The sequence below is a fragment of the Aequorivita sp. CIP111184 genome, from assembly GCF_900489465.1.
GTDB lineage: Bacteria > Bacteroidota > Bacteroidia > Flavobacteriales > Flavobacteriaceae > Aequorivita.
On the sequence record NZ_UEFQ01000028.1, the window covers coordinates 59124 to 74379 of the forward strand.

Annotated in this window: 14 protein-coding genes; 3 read left to right on the plus strand and 11 right to left on the minus strand. The window is 37.5% G+C overall.

Annotated features, from left to right (window positions below; genetic code table 11):
* Window positions 1-38: 38 nt before the first annotated feature.
* From AEQU1_RS13140 to AEQU1_RS13160, 5 genes are read right to left on the minus strand one after another with little or no spacing between them, the layout of a single operon-like run.
* Window positions 39-1418 carry an exonuclease domain-containing protein gene (locus AEQU1_RS13140; protein WP_111881831.1) on the minus strand — a complete coding sequence of 460 codons (1380 nt, stop codon included), beginning with the start codon at window positions 1416-1418 and terminating at the stop codon, window positions 39-41.
* 20 nt (window positions 1419-1438) lie between these two features.
* Window positions 1439-2113, minus strand: a complete 675-nt coding sequence (locus AEQU1_RS13145) for a YggS family pyridoxal phosphate-dependent enzyme (RefSeq protein ID WP_111881833.1) — start codon at window positions 2111-2113, stop codon at window positions 1439-1441.
* Window positions 2114-2137: 24 nt separating this feature from the next.
* Complete coding sequence (locus AEQU1_RS13150) at window positions 2138-3376, minus strand: DUF1015 domain-containing protein (protein ID WP_111881834.1); 1239 nt, start codon at window positions 3374-3376, stop codon at window positions 2138-2140.
* A 47-nt stretch (window positions 3377-3423) separates the two neighbouring features.
* Window positions 3424-4314, minus strand: coding sequence for a 3-hydroxybutyryl-CoA dehydrogenase (locus AEQU1_RS13155; RefSeq protein ID WP_111881836.1), 891 nt, complete (start codon window positions 4312-4314; stop codon window positions 3424-3426).
* Between the two features lie 20 nt (window positions 4315-4334).
* Window positions 4335-5303, minus strand: coding sequence for a Gfo/Idh/MocA family protein (locus AEQU1_RS13160; protein ID WP_111881837.1), 969 nt, complete (start codon window positions 5301-5303; stop codon window positions 4335-4337).
* A gap of 179 nt (window positions 5304-5482) precedes the next feature.
* Here AEQU1_RS13160 and AEQU1_RS13165 point away from each other — a divergent pair, with 179 nt between their 5' ends.
* Window positions 5483-6124, plus strand: a complete 642-nt coding sequence (locus tag AEQU1_RS13165; protein ID WP_111881839.1) for a protein-L-isoaspartate(D-aspartate) O-methyltransferase — start codon at window positions 5483-5485, stop codon at window positions 6122-6124.
* Here AEQU1_RS13165 and AEQU1_RS13170 read toward each other — a convergent pair.
* The 5 genes from AEQU1_RS13170 to AEQU1_RS13190 form a co-directional block, all read right to left on the minus strand.
* On the minus strand, window positions 6121-6636 hold the full coding sequence (locus AEQU1_RS13170; protein ID WP_111881840.1) for a GNAT family N-acetyltransferase: 516 nt from the start codon (window positions 6634-6636) through the stop codon (window positions 6121-6123). The two genes, AEQU1_RS13165 and AEQU1_RS13170, sit on opposite strands and share 4 nt — an antisense overlap.
* 62 nt (window positions 6637-6698) lie before the next feature.
* Window positions 6699-7472 carry a dienelactone hydrolase family protein gene (locus AEQU1_RS13175; RefSeq protein WP_111881842.1) on the minus strand — a complete coding sequence of 258 codons (774 nt, stop codon included), beginning with the start codon at window positions 7470-7472 and terminating at the stop codon, window positions 6699-6701.
* A 10-nt stretch (window positions 7473-7482) separates the two neighbouring features.
* Complete coding sequence (locus AEQU1_RS13180) at window positions 7483-9963, minus strand: DUF5686 and carboxypeptidase regulatory-like domain-containing protein (RefSeq protein WP_111881843.1); 2481 nt, start codon at window positions 9961-9963, stop codon at window positions 7483-7485.
* A 77-nt stretch (window positions 9964-10040) separates the two neighbouring features.
* Window positions 10041-10505: an SsrA-binding protein SmpB gene (gene smpB, locus AEQU1_RS13185; RefSeq protein ID WP_111881845.1), complete on the minus strand. Its 465-nt coding sequence runs from the start codon at window positions 10503-10505 to the stop codon at window positions 10041-10043.
* A 56-nt stretch (window positions 10506-10561) separates the two neighbouring features.
* The gene (locus AEQU1_RS13190) at window positions 10562-11122 is read right to left on the minus strand and encodes a histidine phosphatase family protein (RefSeq protein ID WP_181566776.1); all 561 of its coding nucleotides are present in this window, start codon (window positions 11120-11122) and stop codon (window positions 10562-10564) included.
* 155 nt (window positions 11123-11277) lie between these two features.
* On the opposite strand from AEQU1_RS13190, the gene AEQU1_RS13195 reads away from it, so the two are divergent.
* Complete coding sequence (locus tag AEQU1_RS13195; protein WP_111881848.1) at window positions 11278-11463, plus strand: CsbD family protein; 186 nt, start codon at window positions 11278-11280, stop codon at window positions 11461-11463.
* 176 nt (window positions 11464-11639) lie between these two features.
* Window positions 11640-12425 carry a T9SS type A sorting domain-containing protein gene (locus AEQU1_RS13200; protein ID WP_111881849.1) on the plus strand — a complete coding sequence of 262 codons (786 nt, stop codon included), beginning with the start codon at window positions 11640-11642 and terminating at the stop codon, window positions 12423-12425.
* 198 nt (window positions 12426-12623) lie between these two features.
* On the opposite strand, the gene clpB is transcribed toward AEQU1_RS13200, so the two are convergent.
* The gene (clpB, locus tag AEQU1_RS13205) at window positions 12624-15224 is read right to left on the minus strand and encodes an ATP-dependent chaperone ClpB (protein ID WP_111882059.1); all 2601 of its coding nucleotides are present in this window, start codon (window positions 15222-15224) and stop codon (window positions 12624-12626) included.
* Between the last annotated feature and the right edge of the window lie 32 nt (window positions 15225-15256).

Genomic DNA, 15256 nt, shown 5'->3' on the forward strand with positions numbered 1-15256 from the left:
TTTGTGTTTTTTGAAAGTCTAAAATAAGCAACTTTAAACTAATTAACCGTATTGGTTGAAAGGTTTACGGTTTTAAGCACTTTGTTTTTTCGCATGTAATTCTGGATAATGTGTTGTGCATCTCTACTGTTGTGCATTGGGTTGATAATGGATTTTAGAATTTCAGGATTGTTGATTTGGTAATTCAAATTGTAAAAACCATATCCTTTATAAACTCCATTCTCAATCAAAATCACCGATCGTTCTTCAATATCCCTACCGCGGTCTATAATAAGTATGCTTTGGTTTTCATAACTGTATTTGTCCAAAAATGCTTTAACACGATTGTTATATTCTTCGGAAGATTCTTTGTTTACACAAGCTCCATAGCATTCTTTAATAGTATGGTTAAAACAACTTTTGTCGCCATTTTCAAGTCCGGTAAGTTTCTGACAAAGTTGGTTTTCTTCAGTTATTTTGAAAAGTGATGTCTTAGCCTGTTGATAATTACTAAAGGTTGTAATGGCTTTTTTTCTACCGTCAGCTTTTTCAATCTTCAGATTTATATATCCGTTTTCATCCACAAAAGAAGTAAGTTGATGTGTAAAAAGGGTGCTGCGCAGCGATCTATTAAATAACGGTTTGGTCTGTTTAATTTCTTCAGATTCCTTTAAAAGTGCTATTAATTCATTGCCAGTCTTTTCAAAAGTAACCGATTTTACTTCCAGCTGGATTTTCTTCGACTTGCGATTATCATTGGTAAAATGCTGCATCAACCTTTTTTTGATGTTTTTGCTTTTGCCAATGTAAATTACATTTCCTGCTACATTGTGCATATAATAAACTCCTATTTCTGAAGGAGTGCTTTCAATGATATCAAGTAGTTTTGGCGCTAATTGACGTTTTGGATCCTTGCGAAGCGTTTCGGTAATTATTTCTTTTGAAGTGTCCTTAGCCAATAACATTTTAAAGAGCGCAACAGTTGCCTTTGCATCACCTTGTGCGCGGTGACGATCACTCAACGGAATTCCCAATGAGCGAACCAACTTACCTAAACTATACGATGGCATATCTGGAATCAGCTTTTTGGATAGTTCTACCGTGCAGAGTGTTTCTTTTTCAAAATGATAGCCAAGACGGTCAAATTCGGTAGTGAGAATTCTATTGTCAAAAAGCGCATTGTGCGCAACCATAATGCAACCATCTGTAATTTCTATTATTCGCTTGGCTACTTCGTAAAATTTTGGTGCGTGCCGAAGCATTTCATTATTTATGCCTGTCAAGTTTACAACAAAGGGCTGTATTGGTTTTTCTGGATTGACTAAACTTGAAAATTGGTCAACAATGTTATGACCATCAAATTTATAAATTGCAATTTCGGTGATTCCCTCCTCATTGTATTTGCCGCCCGTTGTTTCTATATCTAAAATTGCGTACATCAAACTTTTTGTTCTCTTCTCTAATTATTATAATTTCGTTCTCCAAAAATCGCACTCCCAACACGTACCATATTGCTTCCGTTGGCAATTGCAATTTTATAGTCGCCGCTCATTCCCATACTTAAAATTTTGAGCTCTGTCCCGAATTCGCGGGATTGGATTTTAAATTCATTGTAAATCTTCTGCAGTTTCTGAAACTCTTCGGAAATTTGCTTTTCATCATCAGTAAATGTTGCCATTCCCATCAAGCCTACAATTTTTACGTTTTGAAGCTTTTTTAGTTCTTCCGAAGCTAAAAGTTTTGCAGCATCACCTTTATCCATTCCGAATTTGCTATCCTCTTCAGCTATTTTTATTTGGAGCAAACAATCTATGCTTCTTTCGTTCTTTTCGGCTTCTTTGTTTATTTCTTTTAAAAGTTTTAAACTGTCTACCGCGTGAATCAAACTCACAAAAGGCGACATATATTTCACTTTATTGCGCTGCACATGACCAATCATATGCCACTGAATGTCCTTTGGCATTTCCTGCCATTTGGACTCCATTTCTTGAATTTTGTTTTCACCAAAAACACGTTGACCTTGATTGTAAGCTTCCATCAAATCGCTCACTGGTTTGGTTTTAGAAACTGCAACAAGGGTAACGTTTTCAGGTAATTCTGAATTAAACTTTTTTAAATTTTCTGAAATACTCATCTCTTTTTTCCTCTCTTTTCTTAATCAGAATTCATAAATAGTAACACCACTTCTAAGCTTGGGTTCAATATAAGTGCTCTTTGGAGGCATCTTTAAACCTTCGTCGGCAATCATTTTCATTTCTTGCGTAGTTATGGGCAATAAGCCGAAACCTACGGCAAATGTTCCCGAATCTACAACAGTTTTCACATATGCCAAATCTCTTTTGCCGTGTGAATAATCTATGCGTTGGTCGTTGCGTAAATCTTCAATACCGAGAAGTGGTTTTAAAATAGTTACATATAAAATCTGTGTATCTAGTGCATCAAGGGCGTTGTTGATTTCATATTTGCTCTTCCGAAGATAAAGCGAATAAAACTCACCATCCAAATACATACTAAAATGGTGCTTTTTGGAAGGTTTGTAATATTCCATACCTCGATTTTCTATTCGGAAATATCCATCTAGTTTTATTAAAAACTCTTCTTTCTTTAAACCATTGAGATCTTTCACCAAACGATTGAATTCATATATTTTCAAATCGCTTTCAGGAATCAAGAAGCTCATGAAAAAATTATAAGCTTCTTCACCCGTGTGATGTGGGTTTTCTTCCTTTAAATCCTTAGCTAATAAATGCGAAGAGGCCGACCGGTGGTGACCATCTGCAATATAAAGCGCTGGTATTTCACTATAAATCTGCTGTATTTTTTCGAGTAGTTCTTCGTTATCTACATTCCAAAGATAATGTGTGTCCCGATATGTGGTTGTAAATTCATATTCCGGCCGGCTCTGCATTACAAAATCTATAATGGTTTCTAGTTCCGGATTGTCTGGATAGGTGAGTAGCACAGCTTCAGCATTGAAACCTACCGTTTTCAAATATTCTTTGAATATTACTTCGCGAAATTCCAGTGTATCCTCGTGTTTTTTGATAACATCATCTGCATAGTCTTGAACACTCGCTGCAGCCACGATACCATTAAATTCGAGACCATCCCGATTTACAATTTTATAAATGTAGAACGAAGGCTTTTCATCTTGCATGAAAATTTCGTCTTCTTTAAACTCTTGATAACGATTGCGCACCAAACCATAACGTTCCACGCCCGAAATTTCCTTCTGATATTTATAACCAGGATTTACAATATGCAAAAATGAAAAAGGATTATCCCGCAAGCGTGACTCCACTTGTGTTAACGTATAGCTGTCATAAGAACGTGCAGCGAGCAGACTCACTTTGTCCCGCGTAGGGCGGACGGCTTTAAAGGGGATAATTTTGGCCATTTTTTCAGTGATTAATGGAAAGTTGTAATTTACAGCCTGCCAATAAATTATTTTGCAAACATTTTTGAAACGTCTTCTGCTTTTCGGTTTTGGCTATAATCGTAAAAACCTTCACCACTTTTGGCACCTAGTTTTCCTGCCATTACCATATTTACTAATAGGGGGCAAGGGGCGTATTTTGGATTTTTAAAACCTTCATGCATAACTTTCAAAATAGAAAGACAGACATCCAAACCTATAAAGTCAGCCAAAGCCAATGGTCCCATCGGGTGTGCCATCCCTAGCATCATTACCGTATCAATTTCTTTAACGCCCGCAACGCCGTTGTATAATGTTTCAACTGCCTCGTTTATCATTGGCATTAAAATACGGTTTGCTACAAAGCCTGGATAATCATTTACTTCCACGGGAACTTTATTCAGTTTTTTGGAAAGCTCTTCCACGATTTTAAAAGTTTCTTCACTGGTGTTGTAGCCTTTAATGATTTCGACCAATTTCATAATTGGTACTGGATTCATAAAATGCATCCCGATAACCATCTCTGGACGGGATGTAACCGAGGCAATCTGTGTAATTGAAATGGAGGAAGTATTACTCGCAAGAATCGTATCATCTGGACAAAATTTATCGAGATCGCGGAAAATTTTCAGTTTTAAATCTACATTTTCAGTTGCGGCTTCTACCACAAGACCTGCATACTCAACACCTTCTTCTAGGTTTGTATATGTCGTAATGTTTTTAAGAGTCCTCAGTTTATCGGCTTCTGTAATGGTTTCTTTGGCCACCATTCTGTCCAGATTTTTGGTGATGGTTGCAATACCTTTGTCAAGTGATGCTTGTTGAACATCAATCAATTGTACTTTATAATCAAACTGAGCGAAGGTGTGGGCAATTCCGTTACCCATTGTTCCTGCGCCTATTACTGCTACGTTTTTCATTAAAATGAAATTTTATTTAGTTATATTTTTTTGAAATTTTCAATAATTAACATGGCTACCCGAAGTGCTTCAGCACCTTGTTGTAGGGATACTTCTGGTGTTTTGTCTGCCTTTATGGCTTCGTAAAAACTTTCAAGCTCATCGAGAATCGCATTGTTGTTCTCAATTTTTGGGTTTTCAAAATAGATTTGTTTTTTAATGCCTTCTGCATTGGTCAATATCATTGCGAAATCATCAATTTCAGAAGGAGCATTCTTCATTTTTACTACTTCACATTTCTTCTCCAGAAAATCTACTGAAATGTATGCGTCCCGCTGAAAAAAACGGGCTTTGCGCATTTTTTTTAGTGAAATTCGGCTTGCAGTCAAATTTGCCACGCAGCCGTTTTCAAACTCAATTCGCGCATTAGCAATATCCGGCGTTTCGCTGATTACCGAAACTCCACTAGCGCTCACTGCTTTTACAGGACTTTTTACAATGCTCAAAATGGCATCAATGTCGTGAATCATCAAGTCTAAAACTACCGAGACATCGGTTCCTCGAGGGTTGAATTCTGAAAGGCGATGCGTTTCAATAAACATCGGGTTGCTTATTTTATCTTTTATAGCAATAAAAGCTGGGTTGAAACGCTCAACCTGACCTACTTGGCCACGAACCTTTTGTTTTTTCGCTAAATCACGAATTTGCTCGGCTTCAGCTACAGTCTGAGTGATGGGTTTTTCAATAAAAACATGTTTCCCGGCTTTAATTACCATTTCGGCACATTCAAAATGTTTGCTGGTGGGCGTTACCACTACAACCATTTCACTGGCATCAATAAGGCTTTCCATTGTGGGAAAGCTTTTATAACCAAACTCATCAACTATTTTTTCCGAAGCTTCTTTACTAGCGTCGTAGAAACCCACAAGTTCATATTTTGTGGATTGTTGCAATAATTTCAAGTGTATTTTTCCTAAGTGACCGGCACCCAGAACTCCCGCTTTTAGCATTGGCGTGTGTTTTTTTTCAAAGATAATGGTTTTTGGGAAGACTAGAAGTGGATGGGTTGATGAGTTTATAAGTTTAATGGTTTATAAGTTATATAGTTTGAAATTTGGCACTAATTTGACAAATTTGGTTACTTTGTAAGGTCTAAATAGCTCACGTCTCAAATCTAATATCAATAAAAGTGAAAGATACATTTACCCACCAGGGAATGCGTAAAAAATTAGTTGAAACCCTTAAAAAGAAAGGGATTGTCGACAAAAATGTTTTACAGGCAATAGGCAAAATTCCGCGACATCTTTTTATGGATTCCGGTTTTGTGGACCACGCCTATATTGACAAAGCGTTCCCCATTGCAGCAGATCAAACCATTTCGCAGCCCTATACAGTAGCGCGCCAAACAGAACTTTTGAATGTTAAGAAAGGCGATAAAATTCTTGAAATTGGAACGGGTAGTGGTTATCAAGCCGCAGTGCTTTTAGAAATAGGAGCAACACTTTTTACCATTGAAAGACAAAACGAACTTTTCAAAAAAGCAAAACTTTTTCTTCCCAAACTAGGATACAAACCTAAGCGATTGATTTTTGGTGATGGTTATATTGGTCTCGAAGCGGAGTCTCCTTTTGATGGAATAATTGTAACAGCAGGAGCGCCTTTTGTTCCAAATCCATTATTGGCCCAATTGAAAGTAGGTGGAAAATTGGTGATTCCCGTGGGTGAAAATGTACAGATTATGACAGTCTTTTTACGTAAATCTGATACCGAATTTGAGAAAGAAGAGTACGGAGAATTCCGATTTGTGCCATTGCTGGAAGACAAAAACTAACGGTTTAGATAGTATACTTCATTATTTTGGTTATCAGGATCTTTCGTGTCATTGCTTGGAATAAATCCATGTAGTTTTAGTAGTTTTTTTGACGGAATATTCCTATGATCCGTGTAGGCCTCAATGGTTTCAAAACCTCTTTGGTTGAATCCAAAATCCAATACGGCTTTTAGGGCTTCACTCATAAATCCCTTGCCATGAAATTTTGGATCGAGGTCGTAACCTATCTCTGCCTTTTTTTTATCTTCTGAAAAATTCCATAGACAAATGTTGCCTATTAATTCGTTAGATTCTTTTGTTGAAATTCCCCAAGCGATTCCTATACCTGACTTTAAATTTGAATCCAATAGTTGAATATGCGCAATTGCCATTTCTTGTGTTTGCGGAGGTCTCTTTATGTATTTATTGATCTCTTTGTCTGAACGGAAATAATAAACCCTATCCGCGTCTGTTGGTAGGACTTTACGAAGGTTTAAGCGTTCTGTTATTATGATTGGGAAGGGTGTTGCCATAATATTTTTCTTGTTTTCAGTGGCCTCTATGTAAATATTGTGGCAGAGAACCTACAAAGCTTTTATTTGTTATTCAAAAATTTAATCAACTCCTCAAAAGACTCCTTTGCAGCGACCTCATTATATTTCAAAAGATACTGCTTTTTGCTAATAAAAGGAATGAACCTAAAATATTTTCCTTTTTTCAAGCTTTTTACATCATAGCCGTGGTAGGCATCATCATAAACCTGAATAGTTGCATTTTCGGCAACCATATACTTCAAAATATCATCAACTTTTACAATTTTATCCTTTCCGCCGGTCATAATAAGTACTGGAACTTTTGGTTTAAGTTGAATTTCATAACCGTTTGCTGGATAGAATAATGCAATTGATTTTATTTTTAGTCTTTCAAGCTCCGAAGCATCATTGGCGAGTGGGATTAAGCCCAAGCCTGCACGTGACCACCCCACAACGCTTCCATCAGAATTTTGGTCAATAAGTGCATTTTGTTTTGCCCATTTTAAGGCTTCTTCCAGTGTCCAAAGAATTTGTACCGGTTCTTCTTCATCAACCTCTCTTTTGGAAGCTTTATATGCAGCCACGTTGTCAACCAGTAAAACTGAAATACCTTCAGCGTTTAGTTTTTCAGCAACGTTATAATAATGTGTAGTGTCTTTAAAAATTCGCAAACCGCCAGTTCCCGGAAGAAAAACTGCCCATTTTGAAGCATCGTAGTTTTTCGCCTTTTGAAAGTGGAAAAAATCGGTCATCTTAGCGTCTTTCGGGACTTTTTGCATCGGAATGCAACTGGTGAAGAGTGAAAATACAAGTAATAATTTCAGTATAGTTTTCATTTTTTTATAATTATAAGCCTAAGAGATCTAAAAACTTCAGTCCAAAAATAAATGCGCCATCACTGCCGCCGTTGTAATAGGAGCGTACATAATCTACGCGAAGCAATCTAAATTTTCCAAAGCCAAGATTGTCTATACCTACGGAAAATTCGGAATATGGTTTTCGTTCTTCGGTACTTAAAAAATGTGCACCTGCAACTAGGTTGAGATTTAATTGATTGATTCCGGGAATTTTCCCTAAAATCCAACCGCGGAAATCGTGTTCCAAATGTCCTTCAAAATAACTTTTGTTTGTGCTGAATTGGTAATACGGCATCAAATTAAAAACATTGGTGTAATTAGGCGAAGTGCCCACCCGCGTTTGGTTTCCGTTGAAGTGTTTATAATCTATAAACGAAATTCCTTCGCCATTAGCGAAGGTTCCACCTTTCAAGTTATAATAAAACTGGCCTTTGTTTCCAAGTGAAATAGATTGATTGAGGCTTGCTTCAAATTGTGTGTAATCATACTGGCTTTCAGTGATGGCGGTTCCGTTTTCAAGGGAAAGGTTCAACTCAGGATATTTGTCATCGCCAATATTGAATTTCATATCAGGATTTGAAAAATACTTTTGGGCGAAGTTTATTCGCGCTCGAACCTTGCTTTTCACAATGTTGTGCTCTGTTATTGCGGCGTTGCTGAAATCGTTGGGAGCTAGTGGATTGTTGCTTGTGTAGCGAACATCATCAAAAGGAATAGTTACATAATCCGTATTGTTAAAAAGCGGCTTGCGATTTTCATAGGCCACGGCGGCATAAAGATGGAGTCCGTTAAAAACTTCTTGACTGTAGCCTATTCGTCCGAAATTAAGCTCATACAGCTTCATATAGTTCCGTTCAAAGAAAAGTGTGGCAAAAGTATTTATCAATGGGGAAATTGGCTCCGTATCGTTAAACTGAGCGACTTTGCTACCGCCGGAAAGTGATAGGCGTAATTTATTTGTCCAATTAAAATTCCGAATAATGTTTGCCGTAAATCTAAGCCTGTCTTCCGCAATTCCATAATCTGCGCTAACAGCTGCGGAAAGTGTGTTGGTTTGGTTATCGTCATACCATTTGTTAAACGTCAACCCTGCCTTGCTGTTCCAGCCCTGCACTGTGTTGAAATTGATGCTTTGAAGAGGACCTTCATAACCCACAGACCATTTCTCAAATGAATTTTTGAAGGTATATCCAGTAAGCGGGCTTAGAAATCCTGGTTTATTCGATTTTGCGTCAAGCGAATCTAAGTAGGGCTTTGAATTTCTTAGAGTCTGAATGCTGTCTTTCTTTATATAATCCTTTAATTCCTCGTCGGTAAGCGGCACGGGGCGACTGCCTTTCCAAAATAGACTGTCCTTTTTGTTGGCTTCGGGCTTAAAGGAAAGTACTTCATTTGTAAATGATTTTTTGTTGAACTCTGGCTTAAAGTTATAATTGCTGTAAACAGCTATAAATCGCCCATCACCAGTAACTCCAAAAGCACCAAAACCAAAATCCACAGTCTGTGAAATCTTTACCCAAAAATCATTATTCGAGTCAAATTTGTAATTCTGCTTCACCATCAAATTGCTTACAAAAGGTACTTGTATTGCAGAGCCAGTTGTGGAAAGCTCCACCCCATAAAGCTGCCAATCGTCTTCCACGATATAAAGATAGCCGTTCCAAATCCTGTCGTTGGGACGTTTTGGAATAACTTTTATCTTGTTGATTAATTTTGGTCCTTCGTAAAAAACGCCGTCCAGTTTGTAGTTGTAATAACTAAAGGCATTATTCGCAATGGGTGAAACCAAAGCAGCGTTTAGCTCTACAGTATTTTCATAAAAAGAAATGTTTGCGCTCTGAGCACTATTGAAACTGAAGCCGTTATCGTTTCCGCTCACTTTGCTGGCGATAATTTTTTCGGTAAACTTATCCGGTTTTTGATATGCAATCTCAGAAATGGTTTCAGAGAGATAAATAATGCCGGTACGGGTAGAATCTAGCATTCCATCAAAATCGCCCACTTCTTGGCCCATAATTTTTTCGGGAACGTCCTTAACATGCCAAAGGCCACGGGAGTAGAAATCTGCTTTATATTCGCTTAGTTTGTCAAGATTTTCCTTTCGCTGTGCGATAGTTTTGCGGATGATGCGATAAGCGGGATCTTCGGAAGTATTTACAACCACTTCATCCAAACTTGTGGTTTCTTCTTCAAGGGAAACATTCAGAATAAAGGGAAATGACGTTGGGGAAATTGTTTTAGTTAGCGTTTTATACCCTAAAAATTGAAATATGATTATATATTCATTCTTCTCGGAAGCATTTAAAGAATAATTTCCATCGTCATTAGTGGTAGTCCCGATGTAGCTATTCTGAAGGTAAATATTTACGTAGGGCAGGGGCTGGCCCTTGGTATCGGTTACTTTTCCGATAATTTGGGCATGAAGTAAATAGGTTGAAAGGAATAGAAAAGCAAATAGAATTTTTTTCATAAAAGAGAACACTCGCTACTTTGGTTATTTACGAACCAAAATACCAAAACGTTGTGTGCCAGTAAAATTTTTATGAATTAATTATTAAACGCCTTCTTAATTCTGCTGAGCTGCTTTTTGGAGTCTCGCTCTTTTATTACTTCGCGTTTGTCATATTCTTTCTTTCCCTTGCAAAGGGCGATGTCCACCTTTGCCAAACCTTTGCTGTTGGTGAAGAGGACCAAAGGTATAATGGTAAGGCCGCTGTTTTTTACTTCTTTTTCCAACTTTTTCAATTCGCTGCGGTTTAAGAGCAATTTGCGTTCACTTTTGGGGGCATGGCTGAAATGTGTGGCGTGGCTGTATTCTTGAACGGTCATGTTTATCACGAAAAGTTCACTGTTGCTAAATTCGCAAAAACTTTCGGCAATTGAGGCCTTTCCTTCGCGGATGGCTTTTATCTCTGTGCCGCGCAGTACAATTCCTGCAGTGTAAGTATCGAGGATCTCGTACTCAAACTTGGCCTTACGGTTTTTTATTTTTACGGTTTTCTGAATTGCCATAGGTGCAAAAATAGAATGAATTCTGGAGAATGTACAATTAATATTGAATAATGAAATTATTCTACCGTAATGGTTTCAATTTTTCTGTCATTCCCATTAATTGTCACCTTGAAAAGAGTGGAATTATCATTGTCATCCATATCCTTAAATTTTTCTTCACCAATAAGTTGATTTACTAACTGCGGAATAGTGTTGCTGTGACCCACGATCAAAACATTTTTGCCATTAGTATCTCTTAAAAAAGTTTCGGAATATATTGTATTAGGGTCATAGCGGGTAGGAGAGACCATTTTTTGTTGCGAAATAAGGGAAGCAGTCTGTTTGGTACGCATGTATTTTGTTACGTATATCTTATCAATTTTGATAGGCTCAAAATAGGCTGCCCAGCCTTTAGCGCGCATCATGCCTTTAATATCTAAACTTGGGTCTTGGTCATTTGGGTCTGTCCTTACTTTTTCAGCATGGCGGATTAAATAATAGGTGGCGTGGTAATTTGCTGTAGAGATTGTGCTTACAGCTTCAACCTCAGTTTCGTTTTGTGTTTCTTTATCGGCTTCTTTTTTTTGACCGCAGAATGTAAAGAGAGGGAGTACTATTAATAATAGGAAGCGTTTCATGTAATTTAGTTTTAATAACATATTTTAAGACATATTAGCAAAGTTATAACTAAAACAGCGGAATCTTTAATATTTCATTATTATAAATAGGTGGTTTTCCGCAGTACCTTTATAAAACGAAAAATAAAAATTAATTTAACTTAAACAAAAAAGCTATGAACGAAGATCAATTTAAAGGAAAATGGAAACAAGTAAAAGGTAAATTCAAGCAAGAATATGCAGACCTTACTGATGATGACTTGATGTATGCTGAAGGAAAATCAGACGAATTACTTGGTCGCCTTCAAGAGAAGACAGGCAAATCTAAAGAACAATTGAAAGACCAAATTGACAAGTGGTAATTTTAAGCTAAACTTTAAGTACCGCTTTATTTGAAGCCGGACCCATCAAAATTTCAATAGTTGAAGTTTTGATGGGTCTTTTTTTATACTGAAAAATTAAATTTTACCATTGTTAATTATCTTTTTATGAAGCATTTACATAACTTCGTAATACTAAACCTAAAAACTTCAACATCATGAAAAAAATTACACTTATTCTATTATTCTTTACCATTTTCGCAAATGCCCAAACAGCCAACTATCAAGTGGGTGATGTGGTAGATGATTTTACAGTTACCGATATTGATGGAAATGAGTACAATCTATATTCTCTTATTGCAGATGGTAAATATGTATGGCTCGATTTCTTCTATGTAGATTGTGTTCCTTGTCAAAATTCAGCCCCTACATTTAATGAGTTCTTCGATAAGTATGGATGTAATGAAGGCGATGTTTTTTGTCTCTCTGTTAATAACGGAAGTGATGATAATGATAGAGTGAGACAGTATGAAATAGACCATGGCGGTCCTTTTAACCATGCTCCCGCTGTTAGCAATGAAGGCGGTGGTCCTGCTGTAGACTCTAATTTTGGAGTCAATCTTTACCCAACCTTTTGTTTGATAGGTCCAGGAAATATCATGTTAAATAATGACATTTGGCCAATTGCTGGGGTAGAGACTTATGAAAATACTTTCCCTGTTGGGTTTGAGCCACCTGTAATGCAATGCACTTTGGGTCTTTCAGATGTTACAGAATTTGATTTTAATATCTATCCAAGCATTTCAAATGGAAATGTAAACATCAACTTGCCTAGAAGTGTAGAATCTTCTGTGGCAGTATTCAATACACTTGGGCAACAAGTTTTTCAGAATAAATACTCAGAAAAAAATATTAATTTGAACCTTCAGTTAGCTCCTGCGGTTTATATGGTTAAGGTTACTGCGGATAATAGTTCAGTTACTAAAAGAATTATTATTGAGTAATGGAGAACAAATTCATTTCAAAACTATATTCAGCAAGATAAAATAATATTCGATTGTTGGTATTTTGAGGGAGATGGAGAAATAGAAGATTACTAGCCTGCAATCAATTGCTTGTAATGTTTTAACGCCTAGCTTAGAATTTAAAATAATAAACCCCCAAGTGTTTGCTTGGGGGTTTATTATTTTAAATTATCTAAATTACTCTACCAAATCTTCCTGGTTTCTGAATACAAGTGCGTCGTCAAAACTATCCAACAGGATTATACTGTCTGTGGTAACTTTTCCGGAAAGTATTTCTTTACTTAGCTCGTTTAGCACTTCGCGCTGTATCACTCTTTTTACAGGTCTTGCTCCATATTGCGGGTCAAAGCCTTTTTCGGCAAGATAGCTGATGGCCTCAGGGGTGGCATCTAGCACGATGTTTTGTTTCAGTAACATTTTGGAAACACCTTTCAGTTGAAGCTCCACAATTTTGTGAATGTCTTGTTTAGAAAGAGGTGTAAACATAATAATGTCGTCAATACGGTTTAAAAACTCTGGTCTAACTGTTTGTTTTAGTAATGCAAGTACTTCTACTTTTGCGCCTTCCATTGCGGTTTCAGGATCTTTAACGGTTTCAAACCGCTCTTGTATTATTTGGCTTCCCATATTGCTGGTCATAATGATAATCGTGTTTTTGAAATCTGCAAGACGACCTTTGTTGTCGGTCAATCTGCCTTCATCCAAAACCTGCAATAATATGTTGAAAGTGTCGGGATGGGCTTTTTCAATTTCATCTAACAATACAACACTATACGGTTTGCGGCGAACAGCTTCGGTTAATTGGCCGCCTTCCTCGTAGCCTACATATCCTGGAGGTGCACCTACCAAACGGCTTACACTATGACGTTCCTGATATTCACTCATGTCAATACGAGTCATAGCGTTTTCATCGTCAAATAGATATTCTGCAAGGGCTTTTGCAAGCTCTGTTTTACCAACCCCGGTTGTTCCAAGGAAAAGAAAGCTACCAATAGGTTTTTTTTCATCTTGCAATCCTGCGCGACTTCTGCGTATTGCATCACTCACTGCCACAATAGCCTCATTTTGTCCAACCACACGTTTGTGAAGGTGGTCTTCTAAAGTCAGTAGTTTTTCGCGATCACTCTGCAGCATTTTAGTTACAGGAATACCGGTCCATTTTGCTACCACATCTGCAATGTCTTCTCTAGTTACTTCTTCTTTAATCATAGAAGTACCTTCGTCGTTCTCGGCAAGTTGGGTTTCTAGTTTGCTTAAGGCTTCCTGTGCATCCTTTATTTTTCCATAGCGCAGTTCGGCAACTTTTCCAAAATCACCATCCCGTTCAGCGCGTTCGGCTTCCAGTTTAAACTCTTCAATTTGTGTTTTTAGGCTTTGAATATTGTCTACAACCTCTTTTTCACTTTGCCATTTTGCATTCATCTCATTGCGCTCTTCTTTTAAATTGGCAAGGTCTGCGTAAAGTGATTTTAATTTCGTTTCGTCTTTTTCACGTTTTATGGCTTCGATTTCTATCTCAAGCTGCATAATTTTTCTGTCCAAAACGTCAAGTTCCTCAGGTTTGGAATTAATTTCCATTCGAAGTTTACTCGCAGCTTCGTCCATCAAATCGATTGCTTTGTCTGGAAGAAAACGGTTTGTAATATACCTTTCTGAAAGTTCTACGGCGGCAATAATCGCTTCATCTTTGATTCGCACCTTGTGGTGGGTTTCATATTTTTCCTTAATACCACGAAGTATAGATATGGCGCTCTCGGTATCGGGTTCGTCCACGATTACCTTTTGGAAACGTCGTTCCAAAGCTTTGTCTTTTTCGAAATATTTTTGATATTCATCTAGGGTTGTTGCGCCAATCGCACGAAGTTCGCCTCGGGCAAGTGCGGGTTTTAAAATATTTGCCGCATCCATTGCACCCTGGCCGCCACCGGCACCAACAAGCGTGTGGATTTCATCAATAAAAAGAACAATATCGCCTTCACTTGAAGTTACTTCTTTGATTACAGCTTTTAGGCGTTCTTCAAATTCACCTTTGTATTTCGCCCCTGCAATTAATGCGCCCATATCTAAAGAATAAATCTCTTTGGTTCGTAAATTTTCGGGTACATCGCCGTCAACTATTCTATGTGCCAAACCTTCTGCAATTGCAGTTTTTCCAGTTCCCGGCTCACCTACTAACATCGGGTTGTTTTTTGTTCTTCGTGTAAGAATTTGAAGGATTCTCCTAATTTCTTCATCACGCCCAATCACGGGATCCAATTTTCCATCGCGGGCAAGTTGGTTGAGGTTTTTGGCATATTTATTTAGGGAATTATAGGTTTCCTCAGCGCTTTGGGAGGTAACTTTTTCGCCACCGCGCAATTCCTGAATGGCGGCTTTCATTCCTTTTTCGGTTACACCTTGATCTTTTAAGCTTTGTGCAATTCCGCTTTTTGAATTTAAAATAGCTAATAAAAGGTGCTCGATGGAAACATATTCATCGCCCATCTTTTTAGCGATATTGCTTGCCTCAAGTACTGTTTTGTTTGCTTCACGCGAAAGCATTAAATCACCCCCCGAAACCTTCGGAAAGCTTTCTAGTTGCTTATCAAGAATCTGCTTTAGAGTGGAAAGATTTACATTTAGTTTCTTTAAAATGAAAGGCGTTACGTTTTCATCAACCTCAAAAATAGCTTTAAGGATGTGTTCGTTTTCAATCTGTTGGTTGCCAAATCCTTGCGCAATTTGCTGCGCTTGTTGGATGGCCTCCTGGCTTTTAGTTGTAAAGTTGTTAAAGTTCATATATAAAAAAGATTTTTGTTTTAGAATTATTC

Excerpts from the sequence above, each read along its gene's own strand:
- AEQU1_RS13140 (WP_111881831.1), bottom strand. The coding sequence starts at position 1,418 with ATGTACGCAATTTTAGATATAGAAACAACGGGCGGCAAATACAATGAG.
- AEQU1_RS13145 (WP_111881833.1), bottom strand. The coding sequence starts at position 2,113 with ATGAGTATTTCAGAAAATTTAAAAAAGTTTAATTCAGAATTACCTGAA.
- AEQU1_RS13150 (WP_111881834.1), bottom strand. The coding sequence starts at position 3,376 with ATGGCCAAAATTATCCCCTTTAAAGCCGTCCGCCCTACGCGGGACAAA.
- AEQU1_RS13155 (WP_111881836.1), bottom strand. The coding sequence starts at position 4,314 with ATGAAAAACGTAGCAGTAATAGGCGCAGGAACAATGGGTAACGGAATT.
- AEQU1_RS13160 (WP_111881837.1), bottom strand. The coding sequence starts at position 5,303 with ATGCTAAAAGCGGGAGTTCTGGGTGCCGGTCACTTAGGAAAAATACAC.
- AEQU1_RS13170 (WP_111881840.1), bottom strand. The coding sequence starts at position 6,636 with ATGGCAACACCCTTCCCAATCATAATAACAGAACGCTTAAACCTTCGT.
- AEQU1_RS13175 (WP_111881842.1), bottom strand. The coding sequence starts at position 7,472 with ATGAAAACTATACTGAAATTATTACTTGTATTTTCACTCTTCACCAGT.
- AEQU1_RS13180 (WP_111881843.1), bottom strand. The coding sequence starts at position 9,963 with ATGAAAAAAATTCTATTTGCTTTTCTATTCCTTTCAACCTATTTACTT.
- smpB (WP_111881845.1), bottom strand. The coding sequence starts at position 10,505 with ATGGCAATTCAGAAAACCGTAAAAATAAAAAACCGTAAGGCCAAGTTT.
- AEQU1_RS13190 (WP_181566776.1), bottom strand. The coding sequence starts at position 11,122 with ATGAAACGCTTCCTATTATTAATAGTACTCCCTCTCTTTACATTCTGC.
- AEQU1_RS13195 (WP_111881848.1), top strand. The coding sequence starts at position 11,278 with ATGAACGAAGATCAATTTAAAGGAAAATGGAAACAAGTAAAAGGTAAA.
- AEQU1_RS13200 (WP_111881849.1), top strand. The coding sequence starts at position 11,640 with ATGAAAAAAATTACACTTATTCTATTATTCTTTACCATTTTCGCAAAT.
- clpB (WP_111882059.1), bottom strand. The coding sequence starts at position 15,224 with ATGAACTTTAACAACTTTACAACTAAAAGCCAGGAGGCCATCCAACAA.